The sequence below is a fragment of the Burkholderia sp. PvR073 genome, from assembly GCF_054055695.1.
In genome coordinates this window covers 213,004-233,403 of sequence record NZ_JBSRXO010000005.1, presented here as the reverse complement: position 1 = coordinate 233,403, position 20,400 = coordinate 213,004, and the positions used below count along the sequence as shown (strand labels likewise).

15 protein-coding genes are annotated in these 20,400 nt (G+C 68.0%); 9 read left to right on the top strand and 6 right to left on the bottom strand.

The window, feature by feature from the left end; all coding sequences use genetic code 11:
- Positions 1 to 62 precede the first annotated feature (62 nt).
- Positions 63 to 1,892, bottom strand: a complete 1,830-nt coding sequence (locus ACVK00_RS17700; RefSeq protein ID WP_354122944.1) for an ABC transporter ATP-binding protein — start codon at positions 1,890 to 1,892, stop codon at positions 63 to 65.
- Between the two features lie 562 nt (positions 1,893 to 2,454).
- On the opposite strand from ACVK00_RS17700, the gene ACVK00_RS17695 reads away from it, so the two are divergent.
- From ACVK00_RS17695 to ACVK00_RS17685, 3 genes are all read left to right on the top strand, one after another.
- Positions 2,455 to 3,519 (top strand): glycosyltransferase family 4 protein, encoded by a 1,065-nt coding sequence (locus ACVK00_RS17695; RefSeq protein WP_006476459.1) that lies wholly within the window; start codon positions 2,455 to 2,457, stop codon positions 3,517 to 3,519.
- Between the two features lie 235 nt (positions 3,520 to 3,754).
- Entirely contained in the window at positions 3,755 to 4,555 is an 801-nt protein-coding gene (locus ACVK00_RS17690; protein WP_228907181.1) for a hypothetical protein, read from the top strand.
- 37 nt (positions 4,556 to 4,592) lie between these two features.
- The gene (locus ACVK00_RS17685) at positions 4,593 to 5,063 is read left to right on the top strand and encodes a DUF2214 family protein (RefSeq protein ID WP_284895217.1); all 471 of its coding nucleotides are present in this window, start codon (positions 4,593 to 4,595) and stop codon (positions 5,061 to 5,063) included.
- 185 nt (positions 5,064 to 5,248) lie between these two features.
- On the opposite strand, the gene gudD is transcribed toward ACVK00_RS17685, so the two are convergent.
- Positions 5,249 to 6,601 (bottom strand): glucarate dehydratase, encoded by a 1,353-nt coding sequence (gudD, locus tag ACVK00_RS17680; protein ID WP_284895219.1) that lies wholly within the window; start codon positions 6,599 to 6,601, stop codon positions 5,249 to 5,251.
- Between the two features lie 362 nt (positions 6,602 to 6,963).
- Between gudD and ACVK00_RS17675 the strand changes: the two genes are divergently transcribed.
- Positions 6,964 to 7,725 (top strand): FadR/GntR family transcriptional regulator, encoded by a 762-nt coding sequence (locus ACVK00_RS17675; protein ID WP_006751845.1) that lies wholly within the window; start codon positions 6,964 to 6,966, stop codon positions 7,723 to 7,725.
- Positions 7,726 to 7,941: 216 nt separating this feature from the next.
- Here ACVK00_RS17675 and ACVK00_RS17670 read toward each other — a convergent pair whose 3' ends face one another.
- From ACVK00_RS17670 to pdxY, 3 genes are all read right to left on the bottom strand, one after another.
- On the bottom strand, positions 7,942 to 9,090 hold the full coding sequence (locus ACVK00_RS17670) for a branched-chain amino acid ABC transporter substrate-binding protein (protein ID WP_006755533.1): 1,149 nt from the start codon (positions 9,088 to 9,090) through the stop codon (positions 7,942 to 7,944).
- A 349-nt stretch (positions 9,091 to 9,439) separates the two neighbouring features.
- Positions 9,440 to 11,584, bottom strand: coding sequence for a phosphocholine-specific phospholipase C (locus ACVK00_RS17665; RefSeq protein ID WP_354122945.1), 2,145 nt, complete (start codon positions 11,582 to 11,584; stop codon positions 9,440 to 9,442).
- Between the two features lie 303 nt (positions 11,585 to 11,887).
- Positions 11,888 to 12,748 (bottom strand): pyridoxal kinase PdxY, encoded by an 861-nt coding sequence (gene pdxY, locus ACVK00_RS17660; protein ID WP_006755531.1) that lies wholly within the window; start codon positions 12,746 to 12,748, stop codon positions 11,888 to 11,890.
- Between the two features lie 174 nt (positions 12,749 to 12,922).
- Between pdxY and ACVK00_RS17655 the strand changes: the two genes are divergently transcribed.
- The gene (locus ACVK00_RS17655; RefSeq protein ID WP_284895226.1) at positions 12,923 to 13,984 is read left to right on the top strand and encodes an alpha/beta fold hydrolase; all 1,062 of its coding nucleotides are present in this window, start codon (positions 12,923 to 12,925) and stop codon (positions 13,982 to 13,984) included.
- Positions 13,985 to 14,025: 41 nt separating this feature from the next.
- On the opposite strand, the gene ACVK00_RS17650 is transcribed toward ACVK00_RS17655, so the two are convergent.
- Entirely contained in the window at positions 14,026 to 15,024 is a 999-nt protein-coding gene (locus ACVK00_RS17650; protein WP_011656385.1) for an LLM class flavin-dependent oxidoreductase, read from the bottom strand.
- A gap of 650 nt (positions 15,025 to 15,674) precedes the next feature.
- On the opposite strand from ACVK00_RS17650, the gene hpnI reads away from it, so the two are divergent.
- The 4 genes from hpnI (at position 15,675) to ACVK00_RS17630 (ending at position 20,386) form a co-directional block, all read left to right on the top strand.
- On the top strand, positions 15,675 to 16,850 hold the full coding sequence (gene hpnI / locus ACVK00_RS17645) for a bacteriohopanetetrol glucosamine biosynthesis glycosyltransferase HpnI (protein WP_284895229.1): 1,176 nt from the start codon (positions 15,675 to 15,677) through the stop codon (positions 16,848 to 16,850).
- 165 nt (positions 16,851 to 17,015) lie between these two features.
- Entirely contained in the window at positions 17,016 to 18,458 is a 1,443-nt protein-coding gene (gene hpnJ, locus ACVK00_RS17640; protein WP_324251284.1) for a hopanoid biosynthesis associated radical SAM protein HpnJ, read from the top strand.
- A 3-nt stretch (positions 18,459 to 18,461) separates the two neighbouring features.
- Complete coding sequence (gene hpnK, locus ACVK00_RS17635) at positions 18,462 to 19,346, top strand: hopanoid biosynthesis-associated protein HpnK (protein WP_284895232.1); 885 nt, start codon at positions 18,462 to 18,464, stop codon at positions 19,344 to 19,346.
- Positions 19,343 to 20,386 carry a lysylphosphatidylglycerol synthase domain-containing protein gene (locus ACVK00_RS17630; protein WP_284895234.1) on the top strand — a complete coding sequence of 348 codons (1,044 nt, stop codon included), beginning with the start codon at positions 19,343 to 19,345 and terminating at the stop codon, positions 20,384 to 20,386. Before hpnK ends, ACVK00_RS17630 begins: the two co-directional genes overlap by 4 nt.
- Positions 20,387 to 20,400 lie beyond the last annotated feature (14 nt).

Sequence of the window (20,400 nt, the reverse complement as noted above, 5' to 3'; positions counted from 1 at the left end):
CCATTAAAAAAAGCCGCCGTGCTTCGCACAGGCGGCTTTTTTATCGGTTGCGTGCCGCGGCGTCAGGCCACGCGTTCGCCGGTCGGCGCGGTGCCGTCGGGCGCGTGATGGCGGCCGTGCTGCTTCGCAAGCAGGTCGCGGTACAGACCCGGACGGTTGCGCAGCACATCGGGGCTGCCGTCGTCGATCACCTTGCCGTTGCTCATCACGATGATCCGGTCGAAGTTGCGCAGCGTCGACAGCCGGTGCGCGATCGCGATCACCGTGCGGCCGACCATCAGGCGGTCGAGCGCGCTCTGGATCGCTTCCTCGGACGAGCTGTCGAGTGCGGACGTCGCTTCGTCGAGCAGCAGGATCGGCGCGTCCTTCAGGATCGCGCGCGCGATCGCGATGCGCTGGCGCTGGCCGCCCGACAGCTTGACGCCGCGGTCGCCGACGATCGTGTCATAGCCTTCCGGCATCGCTTCGATGAACTCCGCGCAGCGCGCGTCGCGCGCGGCGGCGAGCACTTCGTCGCGGGTCGCGTCGGGGCGGCCATAGGCGATGTTGTCGTAGATCGTCCGGTGCAGCAGCGAGATGTCCTGCGGCACGAGCGCGATCGCGTGGCGCAGGCTGTCCTGCGTGATCACCTTCACGTCCTGGCCGTCGACCTTCACGACGCCGTCCTGCGTGTCGTAGAAGCGCTGCAGCAGCGCGAGCACGGTCGACTTGCCGGCGCCCGACTTGCCGATCAGGCCGACGCGCTGGCCCGGCTCGATATGGAGGTCGAAGTGGTCGAGGATCGCGCGGCGGTGCGGATACGCGAACGTCACGCGCTCGAAGTCGACGCGCCCGCCGGTGGCCGCCAGCGGCTGCGCGTCGGAGCGGTCCGGCATCCCGTGCGGTTCGAGCAGCGTCTTCACGGCTTCGGACAGGCGCGCGACGTGCTGCGTGACGTCGACGAGCGCGACTGCGAGGTCGCGCGTGCCGTGCAGGATCGTGAAGCCGAGCGAGCTGACGAGCACGATGTCGCCCGACGTCGCGCGGCCCTGGTCCCACAGCCACAGCGCCCAGCCGAGCAGGCCGGCCGACAGCATCGCGGTGATCACCGCATGCAGCAGCCGCAGCTTCTCGAGATAGAACAGGCTTTGCTGGCGCGCGTCCATCTCCGCCTTGATCGTCGCGCTGAAGCGCTTCTGTTCGCGCAGCGTCATCCCGAACGCACGCACGAGCCCCATGTTGCCGATCACGTCGACGAGCTCGCCGTCGACCGCCGCGGCCTTGGCCGCGAATGCGTGGTGGCGCGCCGAGCCGCGCCCGGCCAGCTTGAACAGGATGATGGACAGCACGGCCGAGCAGCCGAGCAGGCCGGCGGCCATCAGCGGATTGACGACGATGATCATCAGGATCGCGCCCATCACCGCGATACACGGCGGCAGCACGTTCCACGCCATCGTGTTCTCCGACGTATAGACCGCGTTCGACGTGGCCGTGATGCGGCTTGCGAGCGTGCCCGGCTGCTTTTCCGAGTAGTAGGTCGGCGAATGGCCGATCAGGTACTGGAACAGGTCGCGTCGCAGGTCGCCGGTGACCGTGACGAACGTGTGCGCGGCGGCCCAGCCGCCGACCCGCCACAGCAGGTTGTCGGCCGCGATCAGCCCGACGAGCAGCGCGAACGAGCTCCACAGCGGGCCCGGATGATGGCGCCCGGTCGCCAGCACGTCGATCAGGTGCTTGATCGCATATTGCGAGCCGAGCGCGCAGCCGACGGCGGCCAGCACGCTGCAGAGCACGACGAGGTGGGCAACGGGATGCAGGCGAATGTAGCGGAACAGGAACGCGATCGGCCGGTGCGCGTAGCTCGAGAGCTTCGCGTTGTGGGCGTTGCGCTGGGCGGGGGTAAGAGATTCCAAAATATGCGTGCGGTGATTCGGTGATTGAGCGTTGCGGCTGGATCGCATGCCGGCGTGCGCCCGGACTGAATAATCCGGCATTGTAAACAAGGCCTGCGTCGCGCTGCGCGAATCTTGCCTTGGCCAGAGGCTCGCGATCGATTTTGAGATAAAATCCGGCATCCCGTCTTGCTTTATGTGCCGGAATCACGCTGCCGGCACTCACGGGTGACAAGGATCGCCAAAAGGGCCTTCCACTCTAGAACGGACACCCGAGTCCGCGGGTTGCAAAGTGTTGCGCCTTTGTAACAAAGTAAAGTGTTTGAAATGTTGTGCGTCGTCTCGGGATTAACCCTAGATAATCGGCTCCGGGGTCGATTCCAGGTTTTTTACGAACCCCTGTCAACGGGTCCTCGTTTCAAACGTTCTATGCCTGTCGCGTCGCCGACGCTCCTTGAGCAGCGCGGGTTCGACGCCCCGGCAGGCTGATTCGTCCGACCGTCGGACGAAATGCATCCAGCCCGGACCGCCGGCAGGTTGCCGACCCATACCTGGTTTTTAGCCGATTTTTTAGGAGTTACGCATGCGAATCGCCCAAATCGCTCCGTTGCACGAAGCAGTCCCCCCGAAGCTTTACGGTGGTACCGAGCGAGTGGTGTCCTATCTGACCGAAGCACTTGTCGAGATGGGGCATGACGTCACGCTCTTCGCGAGCGGCGATTCGCAAACCTCCGCCAAGCTCGAAGCGTGCTGGCCGCAGGCGCTGCGCCTCGACCCGACGATCCGCGACGTGATGGCCCCGCACATGCTGCTCCTCGAGCAGGTGCGCCGCCGCGCGGAAGAGTTCGACGTCCTGCACTGCCACATCGACTACTACCCGTTCTCGCTGTTCTCGCGCCAGCCGGTCCCGCATCTGACGACGATGCACGGCCGTCTCGACCTGCCGGAACTGCAGCCGATCTTCAACGCGTTCAGCGACGTGCCGGTCGTGTCGATCTCCGACAACCAGCGCATCCCGCTGCCGCAGGCAAACTGGCTGTCGACCGTGTACCACGGCCTGCCGGAAAACCTGCTGACGCCGATCCCGAACGTGAAGCCGAGCTATCTCGCGTTCCTCGGCCGCATCTCGCCGGAAAAGCGCGTCGACACCGCGATCCGCATCGCCGAGCAGGCCGGCCTGCCGATCAAGATCGCCGCGAAGCTCGACAAGGCTGACCGCGCGTACTACGAAGAGAAGATCAAACCGCTGTTCGCGCTGCCGCACGTCGAGTATATCGGCGAAATCAGCGAGTCGGAAAAGACCGAATTCCTGGGCAACGCGCACGCGCTGCTGTTCCCGATCGACTGGCCGGAGCCGTTCGGCCTGGTGATGATCGAGGCGATGGCATGCGGCACGCCGGTGATCGCGTTCAAGCGCGGCTCGGTGCCGGAAGTGATCGACAACGGCGTGTCGGGCTTCGTCGTCGAAGACGAACTGTCGGCCGTCGCGGCGCTCAAGCGCCTCGATACGCTGCCGCGCGAGAAGGTGCGGGCCGCGTTCGAAGCGCGCTTCTCGTCGAAGGTAATGGCGCAGAATTACGTGAAGGGCTACGAGGAACTGCTGCGCCAGAAGCGCCGCACGGTGCTGCGCGAAGTCAACGCAAGCTGATGCCGGGCCGCCGGCCGCACTGCGGTTGAGGCCCTCATCGACGCCCCGCCCGGGACCCCGGCGGGGCGTTGTCACATCTGCGCGCGGATCTGTTGTATTCTCGCCGCGCCCGACGCCGCGAACGGCCCCGGAAGGTGGCCGGCACGCCATCCGGCCATCTGTCCAGACGGTAATGTCCCTATAATGGCCGTGCCGTGAAATCCGGCCCCGCACGAACATCGAGAGGAGAGCTGTCTTGGCGAGAACGAAAACGACGCGCGCAGCGCCGGCCCCCGGCGCCGGCGTGATCTTCGCATTGCGCGCGATCGGTCTCGTGCTGTTCGCGCGCTGGCTGTTCTCGATGTCCCAGATGGGCTATCGCGCGTCGCTGTCGGCGATGGTGTCGTCGCCCTGGGCGTTCGTCTATCTCGTGCTGATCTTCCTGCTGCTCGCGCTGCCGGGCGCCGCCGCGCGTGCCGAGCGGCCGTTCCATCCGCTGCCGCAGTGGCTGCGCCAGGCGCTGCGGGTGTTCGCGCTGATCGGTTTCCTGTTTGCCGTCTGGTCGATCGGCGCGTTCGCGTGGGCGGCCGGCTGGCGTCCTGCGCTGCACGCGGTGACGGCAACCAACGGCTGGCTCGTCGCCGCGCCGGCGCTGTATGCGGCGATCGTGTGGATGTGCCGGCCGCGGCCGCTGTGGCGGACCAACGTGGCAGCGCGCCGTTTCGCGGTCGGCCGCTACGCGATCTCGCTCGATACGCTCACACGTACCGCGATCGTCTGGATGGAGAGCCGCAAGGTCGGCCAGTACGACGCGCGCGAACTCTCCGTGCGCTGGCCCGGCCAGGGTACGCCGGTAGCGGGCGAGCAGGGTGCGCAGCCGGCCGCCGTGCCGCCGCGTCGCGGCAGCCTGTTCCGGCGGCCGAAGGTCGAGCTGCTGTGGGATTCGCCGGCGGCCGTCGGCCATAACCGGCAGATCGTGATGCGCGCGCCGCTCGTGACCGAGGGCGACCGCGTCGCGGTGCTCGCGCTCGACGCGGCGCTCAAGCAGATCGTCTGACAAGGCCTGCGCGGCGCGCGGGCGACAAGGAGGCGCGATGATCGTCCGCTGGTTGCTGGCAGCCGTTCACCTGATGGCGTTCGGCGTCGCGTTCGCCGCGATCGCGGGGCGCAACCGCGCGCTGCGCCGGGTCATCGCGTCGGCGCAGGCCGCCGACCTGCCCGGCGTGTTCAAGGCCGATGCGGCCTGGGGATTGTCCGCGCTGGTGCTGATCGCGACGGGGCTCACGCGCGCATTCGGCGGCTTCGAGAAAGGCGCCGCGTATTACCTTCACGAGCCACTCTTTCACCTCAAGATGACCGCGCTCGTGCTGATCCTGCTGCTCGAGGTCGTGCCGATGCTCGGACTGATCCGCTGGCGCACCGCCGCGCGGCGGCAGCAGATGCCGGATCTCGGCCGCGCACGGACCTATGTGCGGATCGGCCACTGGCAGGCCCTGCTCGTGATGGTGATCGTGATTGCCGCGTCGGGGATGGCGCGGGGGATCTGGGCAGCCGGGCAGCTTTGACCGGCTGATAGCGCTGGTTGCCGTTGCCGGGCCCGGTTCTATCGCGACCGGCGGGCCGTGGCCGCCCGAATTCCGATTCCTTTTCATGCCGGCAGGCTTTTCCCGCCCGGCACCCGCCGATGCGCGGGCGAACCGACGCATCTCCTTCTCACCGGGTGGACCCGCCGCCCGGTTCGTCCCCGCGCTCAGCGCACGAGGCAGGGGCGCTTGTTGTTGAACGTCCACCCCGGAATCAGATACTGCATCGCCGCCGCATCGTCGCGCGCGCCGAGCCCGTGCTGTTTGTACAGCTCGTGCGCGACCGCGACCGCATCCATGTCGATGTCGATGCCGAGGCCCGGCCGCTTCGGCACTTCCACGAGCCCGTTCTCGATCTTCAGCGGTTCGCGCGTCAGCCGTTCGCCGTCCTGCCAGATCCAGTGCGTGTCGATCGCGGTGACTTGCCCGGGCGCCGCGGCCGCGACGTGCGTGAACATCGCGAGCGACACGTCGAAGTGGTTGTTTGAATGCGAACCCCACGTGAGGCCCCAGTCGCGGCACATCTGCGCGACGCGCACCGAGCCCTGCATCGTCCAGAAGTGCGGGTCGGCGAGCGGGATGTCGACGGCCTGCAACTGCACCGCGTGGCCCATCTGGCGCCAGTCGGTCGCGATCATGTTGGTGGCCGTCGGCAGCCCGGTCGAGCGGCGGAATTCGGCCATCACCTCGCGGCCCGAGTAGCCGTTCTCCGCTCCGCACGGATCTTCCGCATAGGCGAGCACGTGGTGCAGGTCGCGGCACAGCCGCACCGCCTCGTCGAGCGACCACGCGCCGTTCGGATCGAGCGTCACGCGCGCTTCGGGGAAACGCTCGGCCAGCGCCGTCACGGCTTCGATCTCGCGCGCGCCTTCGAACACACCGCCCTTCAGCTTGAAGTCGTTGAAACCGTAGCGCGCGTGCGCGGCTTCGGCGAGGCGCACGACCGCCTCGGGCGTCAGCGCGGCCTCGTCGCGCACGCGGGTCCAGTCGTCGGTCGCGCCGCGGCCGTCGCGATAGGGCAGCGCGGTCTTGCTGCGATCGCCGACGTAGAACAGGTAGCCGAGCATCTCGACGCGCTCGCGCTGCTGCCCTTCGCCGAGCAGCGCGGCCACGGGCACGCCGAGATGCTGGCCGAGCAGGTCGAGCAGCGCGGCTTCGAGCGCGGTGACCGCGTGAATCGTGGTGCGCAGGTCGAAGGTCTGCAGGCCGCGGCCGCTCACGTCGCGATCGGCAAAGGTGCGCCGCACGTCGTTGAGCACCGCGTGGTAGTTGCCGACCGGCTGGCCGACGACGAGCGCGCGCGCATCTTCGAGCGTGCGGCGGATGCTTTCGCCGCCCGGCACTTCGCCGACGCCGGTCCGGCCCGCGCTGTCCTTCAGGATCACGAGGTTGCGGGTGAAGAACGGACCGTGCGCGCCGCTCAGGTTGAGCAGCATGCTGTCGTGGCCGGCGACCGGAATGGCTTGCAGCTCGACGATGCGCGGCGTGTCGTGGGAAGGCGAGGCAGTGACGGCGTTCATGGCGGCGATGGCAAAAGAGTGGGCGATGCCGTGCGGCAAAATCTTTGCCGCGCGCGGCGGGAGGTGCGATCATTCGACAACCGACGTGCGCGGCGCGCAAGCCCCCGCATGTCGACAGCAACCCGAACGGGCGGGAGCGACCAGCTCGATGCCGATATCGCGCAGAAGCGCGAAGGTCGGCCGATCGCGAACCACGGGACCGGGCAGGCGCCGATGTGCGTGCCTCGGTCAACAGGAGATCCGTGTCGCGATCATCAGTCGTCGGATGACTTGTGACGCAGTATAATGAATCATCGGCGTTCGCTCAAACCCCGCGTAAACCCTCGGCTCACATTACGATCATTCAAAAAGGAACCGGCCTCATGTCCGTGCCCACGCTTCCCGCAGCGCCGCGCCGTCGCGCACGCAGCCTCGCACAAGATGTCGTCGACGCGCTGACCGCGCAGATCGAAAACGGCACGCTGCGTCCCGGCGACAAGCTGCCGACCGAAACCGAAGTCATGGCGGCGCAGGGCGTCAGCCGCACGGTCGTGCGCGAAGCGATCTCGCGGATGCAGGCGAGCCACCTCATCGAGACGCGCCACGGCATCGGCAGCTTCGTGCTCGAACCGTCGCGCCGCCAGGCGCTCGGCATCGATCCCGCGACCATCATGACGCTGCGCGACGTGCTCGCGGTGCTCGAGCTGCGCATCAGCCTTGAAAGCGAATGCGCGAGTCTCGCCGCGCAGCGCGCGAACGACACCGACCTCGCCGCGCTGCGGCGTGCGCTCGACGCGATCGCGTCGGGGGCGGGTGGCGGGCGCGACACCGCGCAGCTCGACTTCAACTTCCACCTGCAGATTGCGCAGTCCACCGGCAACCGCTACTTCGTCGACATCATGACGCAGCTCGGCGCGTCGATCATCCCGCGCACGCGCGTGAATTCGGCGCGCTTCGCCGGCGACGACCTCGAGCGCTATGTCGGCCGGCTCAATCACGAGCACGAGGACATCTACGAGGCGATCGCGCGTCACGATCCGGAAGCCGCGCGCGCCGCGATGCGCACGCACCTGACCAATAGCCGCGAGCGGCTGCGCCGCGCGCACGAGGCGGCCGAGGCGGAACGCGACACGCAGGCCAGCTGACGCGACGCCGCCTGCACGGCCCGCGCGTCGCGACGGGCCGTGGCGGTCATCACCTCAACATCGGACATCGTATGAGATCGGCGCAATGGCGCCAATCGTTTCGCGGCCGCAGCACCTTCGCCTGTTCCCGCATCGTTTGAAGGGTGGCCGGGCGGCGTTCCCACCGCCCGTCACGCCCGGGCGGCCTGGCTAACCCAGGTCGCCCGTCCGGTCCGATCAGCCCCCCTTCGTCACGATCGTCTTCCACGCGCCGTTCTTCACCTGATACAGCGTCGACATCCCGCTCTTCAGCGAGCCGTCGTTCGCGAACGAGATCCGGCCGGTGATGCCCTCGAAGTCGATCTTCTTCAGCGCCGGACGGTAGACCTTCGGATCAGTCGAGTTGGCGGCCTGCATCGCCTTGATCGCGGCCCAGGTCGCGTCGTAGCCGAACTGCGCGTACGACAGCACGTCGACGCCGAAGCGCTTCTTGAACCGCTGCTCGAAATCCTTGCCCTGCGGCAGTTCGTCCAGCGGACGCCCGTATTCCCACGCCATCGCGCCTTCCGCGGCCGGGCCGGCGATCTTGATGAACTCGTTGTCCTTCACGCCGCCGCCGCCGACGAACTTCGCGTTCAGCCCGAGCTGGCGCATCTGCTTGACGAAGTTCGCGGCGAGCGAATCAAGGCCGCCGAAGAAGATCAGGTCGGGGTTCTTGCCCTTCAGGCTCGTGATCTGCGCACGGAAATCGACCGCCTGGTTGCTGGTGAACTCGCGGCCGATGATGTTGCCGCCGGCCGCCTTCACGGCCTTCTCGAACTCGTCCGCCTCGCCCTGGCCGAACGCGGTGCGGTCGTCGATGATCGCGATGCGCTTCGCCTTGGTCACGTCGACCGCGTACTTGCCCGCGTTGCCGGCGTTCTGGCCGTCGGTCGCGATCACCATGAACATGTTCGCGAGCCCGCGCGACGTGAGCGTCGGGTTGGTCGCGGCCGGATCGATCACCGGGATGCCGGCCTTGTCGTAGACCACCGACGCCGGAATCGTCGTCCCGGAGTTGAAGTGGCCGACCACCACCGACACGTTCTGGTCGATGAGCGCCTGCGCGGCCTGCACGCCGATGCGCGGGTCGGCCTGGTCGTCCTGCACGATGAGGTTGAAGTGCGCGGGCTTGCCGGCGATCTGTATCTTCTGCGCGGCGGCATCGTCGAGCGCGAGCTGCACGCCGTTCTGAAGATCCTTGCCGTAGCCGGCGTTCACGCCTGTGAGCGGCGCGGCGAAGCCGACCTTCACGTCGGTCGCGTCGGCGGCCCGGGCGGCCTGTTGCGAGAGGAGGGCAAAGGCGGAGATGACCGATACCGACAACAGGGAATGACGGAATTTCATGTTCGTTCCTCTTGTTCTACACCAGCGGGTGGATACCGCACGCAGCCGGCGGGCCGGACGCGTGCGACGGGTGGGCGGTTCGACCGCTTCTCGGAATCGGGCGGGGAGGTCGGCATGCTGATGATTCCCGGAAGAATCTCCCGTCAGGCTCGGCGAGGAGCCCCGATCGTATCGATATATAGGTCGCCGATATGCACGGGTCTTGGCAATTTGCCGCGCATTCGATGCGGATTTGCGCATAGCTTCCGCGCGTGCGCGGGCGGCCGGTATCGGGAGTTTCCCGCCACGAACGGACGGGAGGCAGGATGGGCGGCGCAGCCCCGGTGGGGCCGCGCCGCGTTCGACGTCGTCAGTCGGACAGGGCGTCCGATGCGGCTTCGGCGTCGTCGTGCGACGCGTTCGTGCGGATGGCCGGGTCGCTCGTGCTCGGGCGGCCGGTTTCGACGTGGCCCGCGAAGCGGCGCAGGAAGCCGAGCGGACGGCCGTCGCTGACGGTCAGGTCGTACCAGCCGTGACTGCCGCGCAGATCCCAGTAGTCGTCGACGTGCGCGCCCGGTGCGAGGTCGAACGTGCGCGCGCGGCCGTGGCCGTACGCGTTCGTCACCTTGAGCTGCACGGCCTTGTGGCCGCGGTTCATCAGGCGCAGCGTGATGTTGCCGTTCGCGACGTCGTAGCCGTAGATCACCTCGGGGTTCACGCTCGCGCTGCCGACGCCGGTCGCGAACGGGCCGCGAAAATGGCAGTAGAAGCCATTCGGGCCGTACACGTCGAGGTCGTACAGGCCGAGCGACGCCGCGGCGCTCCACGTATCGGCGACCCGCTTGCCGGCTTCGACCGTGTACGCCCACGGGCCGTCGAGGCGGTTGCGCGACTGCACCTGGAATGCCGCGCCCGCGCGGCCGGTGTTCGCGAAGGTCAGCCGGAACAGGCCGTTCGCGGCTTCGACGCGGCCGTGCACGAACAGCTCGTACGGCAGTGCGCGTGCCGGACGCAGCCCGGCCTCCTGTTTCGGCAGCTTCTGCAGCACCGGCGGCACCGGGATGTAGTCGGGGTGGCGCACGCGGTCGGGCGGCGCATAGCCGCTCGTGTCGGGCAGCGTCGGCCATGCGGCGTCGGCGGTCGCGAATTCGAACGCCGACGTCAGGTCGCCGCACACCGTACGGCGCCACGGCGACACGTTGGCGGCCGTCACCGGATACTGCGCGCCGAAGCGCGCTTCGATGAATTGCAGCAGCGACGTGTGATCGAAGGTCTGCGAGCAGACCCAGCCGCCCTTGGTCCACGGCGACACGACCAGCATCGGCACGCGCGGCCCGAGCCCGTACGGGCCGGCCATGTGCGACGCGTCGCCGGCGAACACCTCGTTGGTCGTTGCGACCGTCGACAGCCCGTTGTCGCGTGACTGCGGCGCGAACGGCGGCGGCACGTGGTCGAAGAAGCCGTCGTTCTCGTCGTAGGTGATGAAGAGTGCGGTCTTGCTCCACACGTCCGGATTCGACACGAGCACCTTCAGCACCTGCTCGATGTACCACGCGCCGTAGTTGGCCGGCCAGTTCGAGTGTTCCGAGTACGCTTCCGGCGCGCAGATCCACGATACCTGCGGCAATGTGCCGTTCTTCACGTCCTGCTGCAGCACGTCGAACAGCGTACCGCCGGCGCTGATGTTGGTGCCGGTGCGCGCCTTGTCGTACAGCGGCGTGCCGGGCAGCGCGCTGCGGTACTGGTTGAAGTAGAGCAGCGCGTTGTCGCCGTAGTTGCCGATGTACGGGTTCTGCGTCCAGCCCCACGAGCCGTTCGCGTCGAGCCCGGTGCCGACGTCCTGGTAGATCTTCCACGACACGCCGGCCTGCTCGAGCACTTCCGGATAGGTCGTCCAGCCGTAGCCCGTTTCCTCGTTGCCGAGCACCGGGCCGCCGCCCTTGCCGTCGTTGCCGACGTAGCCGGTCCACATGTAGTAGCGGTTCGGGTCGGTCGAACTCGGGATCGCGCAGTGGTACGCGTCGCAGATCGTGAATGCGTCGGCGAGCTGGTAGTGGAACGGGATGTCGTCGCGCTTCAGGTACGCCATCGTCGTGGTGCCCTTGTTCGGCACCCACTGGTCGTAGCGGCCCTTGTTCCACGCGGCGTGCATGTCCTGCCAGCCGTGCGGCAGGTCCTGCAGGAACTGCAGGCCGAGCTTGTCCGCGCCCGGGTGAAACGGCAGCAGCTCGGCCGGGCCGACCGGCTGATGGAACACCGACTTGCCGTTCGCGAGGCGCAGCGGGCGAGGATCGCCGAAGCCGCGCACGCCGCGCATCGTGCCGAAGTAGTGGTCGAACGAGCGGTTCTCCTGCATCAGGATCACGATGTGTTCGATATCGCGGATGGTACCGGTACGGCGGTTCGCCGGAATCGCAAGCGCATCGCGGATCACGGGCGGGAACAGGTTCAGCGCGGCGGCGCCGGCAGTGCCGGCGGCGACGCGCAGGAAGTCACGACGGTTCGATCGGGTCATGGTCGTTATCGTGCGTAAAGGAGGGGAGCCGATTGGCGGGACATGCGGGAAAAGTCGGCGCGTCCGGGCGCAGGATGCGGCTGCGCTGGTCGTGCCCTCGCGAGCATAGCGAAAAATCGGTGTCATTCATGTGAAGTCCGAAAACGTTTGCACGCGCGGACCGGACAGGACCTGGACGGCATTGCGCCGGTGATCGAACTGTGGGGGAGAGGCGAGGGCGGCAGCGCGCGCGGCACGCCGGAGAAGCGGGAGATACCGGGGGATTCGGGGGGATTCGGAGGATTCAGGGCCGATGCGGGCGCATCACGCGTCAGTCACCCACGCGCCGAACCATTCACTCGGGCGCGCGATTTCGTCCTGCGCGGCGACGAGTTCGAGCTCGTAGCGGCGCGCGTCGTAGGTCGCCTTCACGACCGCGTGCACGGCCGCGAGCGTGTGCTCGAACGCGGCGCGCACCGAGTCGCCACGCAGCCGGCGCGCGACGAAAATGGCGCTGGTGAGATCGCCGACGCCGACCGGATGGCGCGGAAACGCATACAGCGGGCGCTGGCCGATCCACGCTTCGGTTTCGGTGACGGCGAGCATGTTGAAGCGGTCGGCCGGGCTGTTGCGGTCGTGCAGGTGCTTGACGAGGACGATCTTCGGCCCGCGGCGGATCAGCGCGCGGCAGGCGTCGACGGCTTCGGCGACGGTCTCGATGCGCCGCCCGGCGAGCTTCTGCAGCTCCGTGTGGTTCGGCGACATGCCGTCCGCGAGCGCCGGCATCTCCTGGACGATGAATTCCTCGACGCCGGGTTCGGGCCGCACGCCGCCCGTCTGGCCCATCGCCGGATCGCAGAAGTACCACGCGTTCGGGTTCATCGCCTTCACCGTGCGCACGATCTCGACCGTCGCGCGCGCCTGCGGCGGCGAGCCGACGAAGCCGGACAGCACCGCGTCGCAGCGCTTGAGCGCGCCGATCGCGGCGACGCCGTCGACGAGCTGCTCCATCTTCGCCGCGTCGATCGCGCTGCCGGCCCAGTGGCCGTACTGCATGTGATTCGACAGCTGGACGGTGTTGAGCGGCCAGACGTTGACGCCGAGGCGCTGCATCGGGAACACGGCCGCGCTGTTGCCGGCGTGTCCGTAGATCACGTGCGACTGAATGCTGAGGACGTTTTTCATGAGTGTTCGCCTGCAGGCGTTTCAGGGTCACGACACACGATACCCGAGTTCGTCGCGCGCGCGGAAGTCGCACGGCCATCGAGTGTTGCGCGCCGTCGTCAGCACGACCGCGTAGAATCGCGGGGCGCGAAGCCGCCCGGTTGCGCGCGTGCATTTCCCCTTACCGTGATCGCCATGCTCTCGATTTGCAAGATGTTGTCCCTCGCGCGCGCCGCCGTGCTCGGCGCCGGCGTCGCCGCGGCATGCGCGACCTCGGCCGTGGCCGCCGCTCCGGCGCCGGCCGGCAACGACGGGCCCGCGTACGGCCCCCGCCTGGAAGGTTTCGCCTATCCGGAGCCGGTGCACCGCTACGCGTTCGTGTCGCAGCGCGAAACCCTCGAGATGATGTACATGGACGTGCAGCCGGCGCACCCGAACGGCCGCACCGTCGTGCTGCTGCATGGGAAGAACTTCTGCGCGGCGACCTGGGAGGACACGATCGGCGTGCTGAGCCGCGCCGGCTACCGCGTGATCGCGCCGGACCAGATCGGCTTCTGCAAGTCGTCGAAGCCCGAACGCTACCAATACAGCTTCCAGCAGCTCGCGCGCAATACGCATGCGCTGCTCGAGTCGATCGGCGTGAAATCGGCGACGATCGTCGGCCATTCGACGGGTGGAATGCTCGCGATGCGCTATGCGCTGATGTATCCGAAGGCGACCGAGCAGCTCGTGCTGGTGAACCCGATCGGCCTCGAGGACTGGAAGGCGCTCGGCGTGCCGCCGCTGCCGGTCGACTACTGGTATGCGCGCGAACAGAAGACGAACGCCGACGGGATCCGCCGCTACGAACAGGCGACCTACTACGCGGGCAAGTGGTCGCCGTCGTACGAGCGCTGGGTGCAGATGCTCGCCGGCATGTATCGCGGCCCGGGCCGCGACGCGGTCGCGTGGAACTCGGCGCTGATCTACGACATGATCCTCACCCAGCCGGTGGTGTACGAACTCGGCGCGATCCGCGTGCCGACGCTGCTGCTGATCGGCGACAAGGACACGACCGCGATCGGCAAGGAGGTGGCACCGCCCGACGTGCACGCGAAGCTCGGCCATTACCCGGAACTCGCGAAGCGTACGCAGGCGGCGATCCCCGGCGCGCAGCTCGTCGAATTCCCGGCGCTCGGCCACGCGCCGCAGATCCAGGACCCGGACGCGTTCCACAAGGCGCTGCTCGACGGGCTGGAGGCGGTGCACCCGTCGTGACGTGACGGCGGGCGCACGCGCCGGCGGCCGCGCCTGTCCGGTCAGCGGGTTTCGTTCGCGAGTTCGTCGCGGATCTGCGCCGCCAGCTCGAACGAGCGCACCCGCGCGGCGTGATCGTAGATCTGCGCGGTGATGATCACCTCGTCCGCACCCGTCTGGGCAATCCGGTCGCGCAGCTTGTCACGCACTGTGTCGCGTGAGCCGACGGCCGCGAACGACAGCGCGTGCGCGACGTTCGCGAGTTCGAATTCACTCGCCTCGAGTGCGTCGACGGGCGGCGGCAGCTTGCCCGGCGTGCCGCGGCGCAGGTTGATGAACTGCTGCTGCAGCGACGTGAAGAGGCGCCGCGCCTCGTCGTCGGTATCGGCCGCGAACACGTTGATGCCGACCATCGCATGCGGCTTCGGCCACGCGGCCGACGGCCGGTACTGCGCGCGATAGAGTTCGAGCGCGCGCATCAGGTAGTCCGGCGCGAAGTGCGACGCGAACGCGAACGGCAGCCCGAGCATCGCGGCGAGCTGCGCGCTGAACAGACTCGAACCCAGCAGCCACACGGGCACGTCCAGCCCCGCGCCGGGCACCGCGCGCACGCGCTGGCCAGGCACCGGTTCCGCGAAGTAGCGCTGCAGCTCGGCGACGTCGTCCGGAAACGAGTCGGCGCTGCCGATCAGGTCGCGGCGCAGCGCGCGCGACGTGGTCTGGTCGGTGCCGGGCGCACGGCCGAGGCCGAGGTCGATGCGCCCCGGATACAGCGACGCGAGCGTGCCGAACTGTTCGGCGATCACGAGCGGCGCATGGTTCGGCAGCATGATCCCGCCCGAGCCGACGCGGATCGTCTTCGTCGCGCCCGCGACATGACCGATCACGACGGCGGTCGCCGCGCTCGCGATGCCGGGCATGTTGTGATGTTCGGCGAGCCAGTAGCGCCGGTAACCGAGGCGCTCCGCGTGCTGCGCGAGATCGACGGTATTGCGGAAGGCCTGCGCGGCGTCCGCACCGGCAGGAATGGGGGCGAGATCAAGTACAGAAAACGGAATCATCGGTGGCCTTCTAAAGGGAGGGGCGCGGTGATGCGCATGCGCAACAAATGTCGACGATTTTGCCAAAGGGTTCCGGAACGCGCTGGCGACGCACGGATACCCATGCGCCTTTCAGGGGCGCAAGCTTGTGTCGGGTGGTATGTCGTGATCGTTGCAAAAATCAATCCAATCCCCAAATAATTACTAATCTTTACGGGGATTGGACATGTCTTCGCACCGACATACAAATTTCCACGAAACGTTTGATTTTGAAGACTGCAATACGCCTGCAAAGTGCTTACGCTAGCGTGAACGTAGTGGCACCAGAATGGTTTCCCGGCCGTACAGCTTTGCCGAAATCGCACTAGTCCGTTTCGCGTGCCGTCCGAGCGCGGGCTGGCTTGGACTGCTAAAATCCGGCGCCTGTCCATGTTGTGCCGATGATCGCCATTCGAATCTTCCCGCATCCCGTCCGGGCACCGCGCGGAGATGTGCCACGCGAAGCCGGGGCCGGTCGCTTTCGGGGAATGGGCCGAGCCTCCCCATTACACAGACGCTGCTGGAACAAGGAGTCGGGTCGTGCCCGCGTTCGTTGCTGTCGGAATACCCAATCACGTTCAACCAGGTTCGATCGATCGGCAGCGCGCCCGCGTCGCCGGGGGGCGTCGCGCATGACGCCGACCGTCACGCTGCTCGACTGGCTCCTGCTCGTGTTCACGCTGGCCGCGTCCGGCTACGCGCTCGCCGCGGCCTTCGCGCCGCGCCCGCGCACGCCGCGCACCGCCGCGCGCGACGGCTTCGAGCCCGTCAGCGTGCTCAAGCCGCTGTGCGGCGCCGAGCCGCACCTGTACGAGAACCTCGCGACGTTCTGCGAGCAGCGCCACCCGCGCCATGAAGTGCTGTTCGGGGTCGCGTCGGCGACCGATCCGGCCGTCGCCGTCGTCGAGCGGTTGCGCGCCGACTATCCGGAGTGCGATATCACGCTCGTGATCGACGCGCGCGTGCACGGCAAGAACCTGAAGGTCAGCAACCTGATCAATCTGGCCGAACGCGCGAAGTACGGCCGCATCGTGATCGCGGACAGCGACATCGCGGTGCAGCCGGACTATCTGGAGCGCGTGACGGCGCCGCTCGCCGACGCGTCGGTCGGTGTCGTCACGTGTCTGTATCATGCGCGCAGCGTCGGCGGGTTCTGGACGCGGATCGGCGCGCAGTTCGTCGATGCCTGGTTCGCGCCGTCGGTGCGGATCGCGCACCTCGGCCGCTCGAGCCGCTTCGGCTTCGGCGCGACGCTCGCGCTGACGCGCGACACGCTCGACCGGATCGGCGGTTTGCTCGCGCTGAAGGACGAGCTGGCCGACGATTTCTGGCTCGCCGAACTGCCGCGCCGCCTCGGGCGACGCACCGTGCTGTCCGAGGTCGAGGTCGCGACCGACGTGATCGAGCCGTCGTTCGGGCCGCTCTGGCACCGCGAGACGCGCTGGCTACGCACGATCCGTTCGCTGAATCCGACCGGCTTCACGTTCCTGTTCATCACGTTTACCGCGCCGTGGCTCGCGATCGCCGCGGCGCTCGCGCTGCGTCTCGACGGCACCTTCGCCGGCACGCTGGCGGGTGGCGCGGCCATCGTGGGCACGTTCGGGCGGCTGGTGCTGCACGCGCGCGGCGAGGACGGCTGGCGCGCGTTCTGGCGCGATCTGCCGCTCGTCGCGGTGCGCGACACGCTGCTCGCGCTCGAATGGCTCGCGGCCGCGTTCGGCACGCACGTCGTGTGGCGCGGCGCGCGGATGGCGGTCGTCGGCGGCGAGCGCGCGACGGCGGCGGTGGAAGGCGCGGACGGCCGCTAAGGTGCGTTGCCCGAGGGAGCGGCCGTGCGCGCGTTCCCGATCGAATCCGGCCGGAGGGCCGGGACGCGCCGCGCGGCCAGGCCGCGCGACGCGACATGACAGAGAGGCGGGCGCCGGCAGGGCGGCTCGCGGGTTATTGACTGAATCGTTGAAACGAATCGAACTATGCAGGCTACCGGAGCATTCATGAAAACGCTGTTCTTGCAGGCCCCTTCGTATGACGGCTTCGACGGCGGAGCCGGCTCGCGCTATCAGGCGAAGCGCGAAATCCGTTCCTTCTGGTACCCGACGTGGCTCGCGCAGCCGGCCGCGCTCGTGCCGGGCAGCCGCGTGGTCGATGCGCCGGCCGACGGCCTGTCGGTCGAGGAAACGCTGAAGATCGCCAACGACTACGACCTCGTGATCATCCACACGAGCACGCCGTCGTTCCCGACCGACGCGATGTTCGCGCAGGACCTGAAGAAGATGAAGCCGTCGATGCTGGTCGGCATGGTCGGCGCGAAGGTGATGGTCGATCCGCACAACTCGCTCACGGCGAGCGAGGCAATCGACTTCGTGTGCCGCGAGGAATTCGACTTCACCTGCAAGGAAATCGCCGAAGGCAAGCCGTTCCCGCAGATCAAGGGCTTGAGCTGGCGCGCGAAGGACGGCTCGATCGAGCACAACGAAGCGCGTCCGATCCTCGAGAACATGGACGAACTGCCGTTCGTCGCGCCCGTCTACAAGCGCGACCTGAAGATCGACAACTACTTCATCGGCTACCTCAACTATCCGTACGTATCGATCTACACGGGCCGCGGCTGCAAGTCGCGCTGCACGTTCTGCCTGTGGCCGCAGACGGTCAGCGGCCATCGCTACCGCACGCGCTCGGTCGAGAACGTGCTCGCGGAAGCGAAGTGGATCCGCGACAACATGCCGGAAGTGAAGGAACTGATGTTCGACGACGACACCTTCACCGACGACCTGCCGCGCGCTGAAGCCATCGCCATCGGCCTGGGCAAGCTCGGCATGACGTGGTCGTGCAACGCGAAGGCGAACGTGCCGTACAAGACGCTGAAGGTCATGAAGGAGAACGGCCTGCGCCTGCTGCTGGTCGGCTTCGAATCCGGCGACGACCAGATCCTCGTGAACATCAAGAAGGGCGTGCGCACCGATTTCGCGCGCCGCTTCAGCGCGGACTGCAAGAAGCTCGGCATCAAGATCCACGGCACCTTCATCCTCGGCCTGCCGGGCGAGACGCAGGAAACCATCAAGAAGACGATCGAGTACGCGAAGGAAATCAATCCGCACACGATCCAGGTGTCGCTCGCCGCGCCGTATCCGGGCACGACGCTGTACAAGCAGGCCGTCGAGAACGGCTGGATGGAAGAGAACAAGACCATCAACCTGGTCAGCAAGGAAGGCGTGCAGCTCGCGGCGATCGGCTATGCGCACCTGTCGCGCGACGAGATCTATCACCACCTCGAGCAGTTCTATCGCCAGTTCTACTTCCGTCCGTCGAAGATCTGGGAGATCGTCCGCGAGATGCTGACGAGCTGGGACATGATGAAGCGCCGTCTGCGCGAAGGCGTCGAGTTCTTCCGCTTCCTGCGCGCGCACGAGGCCTGATTCGTGACGACGCAGCGGGCGGCGCGGGCGCTGATCTTCACCGCGGACGACTTCGGGCTGCACCCGCGCGTCAACGCGGCGGTCGAGCGCGCGCATCGCGACGGCGTGCTGAACGCCGCGAGCCTGATGGTCGGTGCGCCCGCGGCGCAGGATGCGATCGAACGCGCGCGGCGGCTGCCGTCGCTCGCGGTCGGCCTGCATCTCGTCCTCGCGGACGGGCTGGCCATGCTGCCCGCGCATGAGATTCCCGCGCTCGTCGGCCCCGACGGGCGGTTCGGCGACGCGATGGCGAAGGACGGCTGCCGCTTCTTCTTCCTGCCGCACGTGCGTGCGCAACTGCGCCGCGAGATCCGCGCGCAGTTCGACGCGTTCGCGGCGAGCGGCCTGCCGCTCGATCACGTGAACGCGCACAAGCATTTCCACCTGCATCCGACCGTGCTGTCGCTGATCATCGAGATCGGCCGCGACTACGGGCTGCGCGCGGTGCGGCTGCCGTATGAAACGAGCGCGCCCGTGCTGCTCAAGCCGTGGATCGCGCTCGTGCGCGCCCGGCTCGATCGCGCGGGGCTCGCGCACAACGACTACGTGGTCGGGATCGAGCATACGGGCGCGATGGACGAGGGCGTGCTGCTCGACGCGCTCGCGGCGCTGCCGCCCGGTGTCGGCGAGATCTACTGTCATCCGGCCGAGGCCGGCGACGGCCCGATCACGCCGACGATGGCCGATTACCGCCCGGTCGACGAACTGGACGCGCTGCTGTCGCCGCGGGTCGCGGCCGCGCTGAAGGCGGCCGGCGTCGCGACCGGCGGGTTTGCGGACGTGTTCGGCCAGCCCGCGATGCGCCGCGGCACGCGTGCGTCGCGCGAAGCGGGGGCGCGGCCGTCATGACCCGGTGGATCAAATGGCTCGGCTGGCCGATCGGCATCGGGATCCTGCTCGCGCTGGGGCTGCACGAAGGTATCGGCGACGTGTCGCTGATGCTCGAGCGCGCCGGCTTCACGCTGCTGTGGCTCGTGCCGTTTCACGCGCTGCCGCTGCTGCTCGACGCGTATGCGTGGCACCAGCTGCTCGACCGGCGCGCGTCGCTGTCGTTTCTGTGGTGGGTCGCGACCGTGCGCGAAGCCGTGAACCGGCTGCTGCCCGTGGTCGGGATCGGCGGCGAGCTGGTCGGGATCCGGATGGCGCGCTGGCGGGTGACCGACGCGAGCCGCGTGACTGCGTCGGTGATCGTCGAGGTGCTGGTGACGATCGTCGTCCAGTATGCGTTCGCGGCGCTCGGCCTCGTGCTGCTGCTCGCGACCACGCACGACATGGGCGGCGGCACGATCGGCCTTGCGCTGCTGCTGACGCTGCCGTTGCCGGTGCTCGGCGTCGTGCTGATGCGGCGCGGCGGCGTCTTCCACGCGATCGAGCGGTTCGCGGGGCGTCTGCTCGGCGATTCGCACCGGTTGCTGCAGGGCGTCGACGGCCGCCGGCTCGATGGCGACATCGACGCGCTGATGTCGCGCACGGCGCTGCTGTTCAGTGCGTTCTTCTGGCAACTGTCCGGCTACGTGCTCGGCGCGCTCGAAATTTACTGGGCGCTCGCGCTGCTCGGGCATCCGGTATCGATCGGCGGCGCGATCGCGATCGAGGCGATGACGCAGGCCGTGCGGCATGCGGCGTTCATGGTGCCGGGCGGCCTCGGCGTGCAGGAGGCGACCGTCGTGCTGCTCGCGCAGATGTTCGGCGTCGATCGCGAGACGGCGCTGTCGCTCGCGCTGGTCAAGCGCGGCCGCGAGGTGCTGTTCGGCTGCCTGGCGCTCGGTTCGTGGCAGCTTGCCGAACTCGTGCGCACGCGCCGCCGCATCCGTGCGGTGCCGGCCGTGTCGGATGATGCACCGCCCGCGCGCCGCGCGGCCGAGGCTCAAACCGAAACGACGCATTGAACACGAGACGGGCC

Bases quoted from the DNA above. Each gene is read 5' to 3' on its own strand.
- ACVK00_RS17695 (WP_006476459.1), top strand. From the start codon at position 2,455: ATGCGAATCGCCCAAATCGCTCCGTTGCACGAAGCAGTCCCCCCGAAG.
- ACVK00_RS17685 (WP_284895217.1), top strand. From the start codon at position 4,593: ATGATCGTCCGCTGGTTGCTGGCAGCCGTTCACCTGATGGCGTTCGGC.
- gudD (WP_284895219.1), bottom strand. From the start codon at position 6,601: ATGAACGCCGTCACTGCCTCGCCTTCCCACGACACGCCGCGCATCGTC.
- ACVK00_RS17675 (WP_006751845.1), top strand. From the start codon at position 6,964: ATGTCCGTGCCCACGCTTCCCGCAGCGCCGCGCCGTCGCGCACGCAGC.
- ACVK00_RS17670 (WP_006755533.1), bottom strand. From the start codon at position 9,090: ATGAAATTCCGTCATTCCCTGTTGTCGGTATCGGTCATCTCCGCCTTT.
- ACVK00_RS17665 (WP_354122945.1), bottom strand. From the start codon at position 11,584: ATGACCCGATCGAACCGTCGTGACTTCCTGCGCGTCGCCGCCGGCACT.
- pdxY (WP_006755531.1), bottom strand. From the start codon at position 12,748: ATGAAAAACGTCCTCAGCATTCAGTCGCACGTGATCTACGGACACGCC.
- ACVK00_RS17655 (WP_284895226.1), top strand. From the start codon at position 12,923: ATGCTCTCGATTTGCAAGATGTTGTCCCTCGCGCGCGCCGCCGTGCTC.
- ACVK00_RS17650 (WP_011656385.1), bottom strand. From the start codon at position 15,024: ATGATTCCGTTTTCTGTACTTGATCTCGCCCCCATTCCTGCCGGTGCG.
- hpnI (WP_284895229.1), top strand. From the start codon at position 15,675: ATGACGCCGACCGTCACGCTGCTCGACTGGCTCCTGCTCGTGTTCACG.
- hpnJ (WP_324251284.1), top strand. From the start codon at position 17,016: ATGCAGGCTACCGGAGCATTCATGAAAACGCTGTTCTTGCAGGCCCCT.
- ACVK00_RS17630 (WP_284895234.1), top strand. From the start codon at position 19,343: ATGACCCGGTGGATCAAATGGCTCGGCTGGCCGATCGGCATCGGGATC.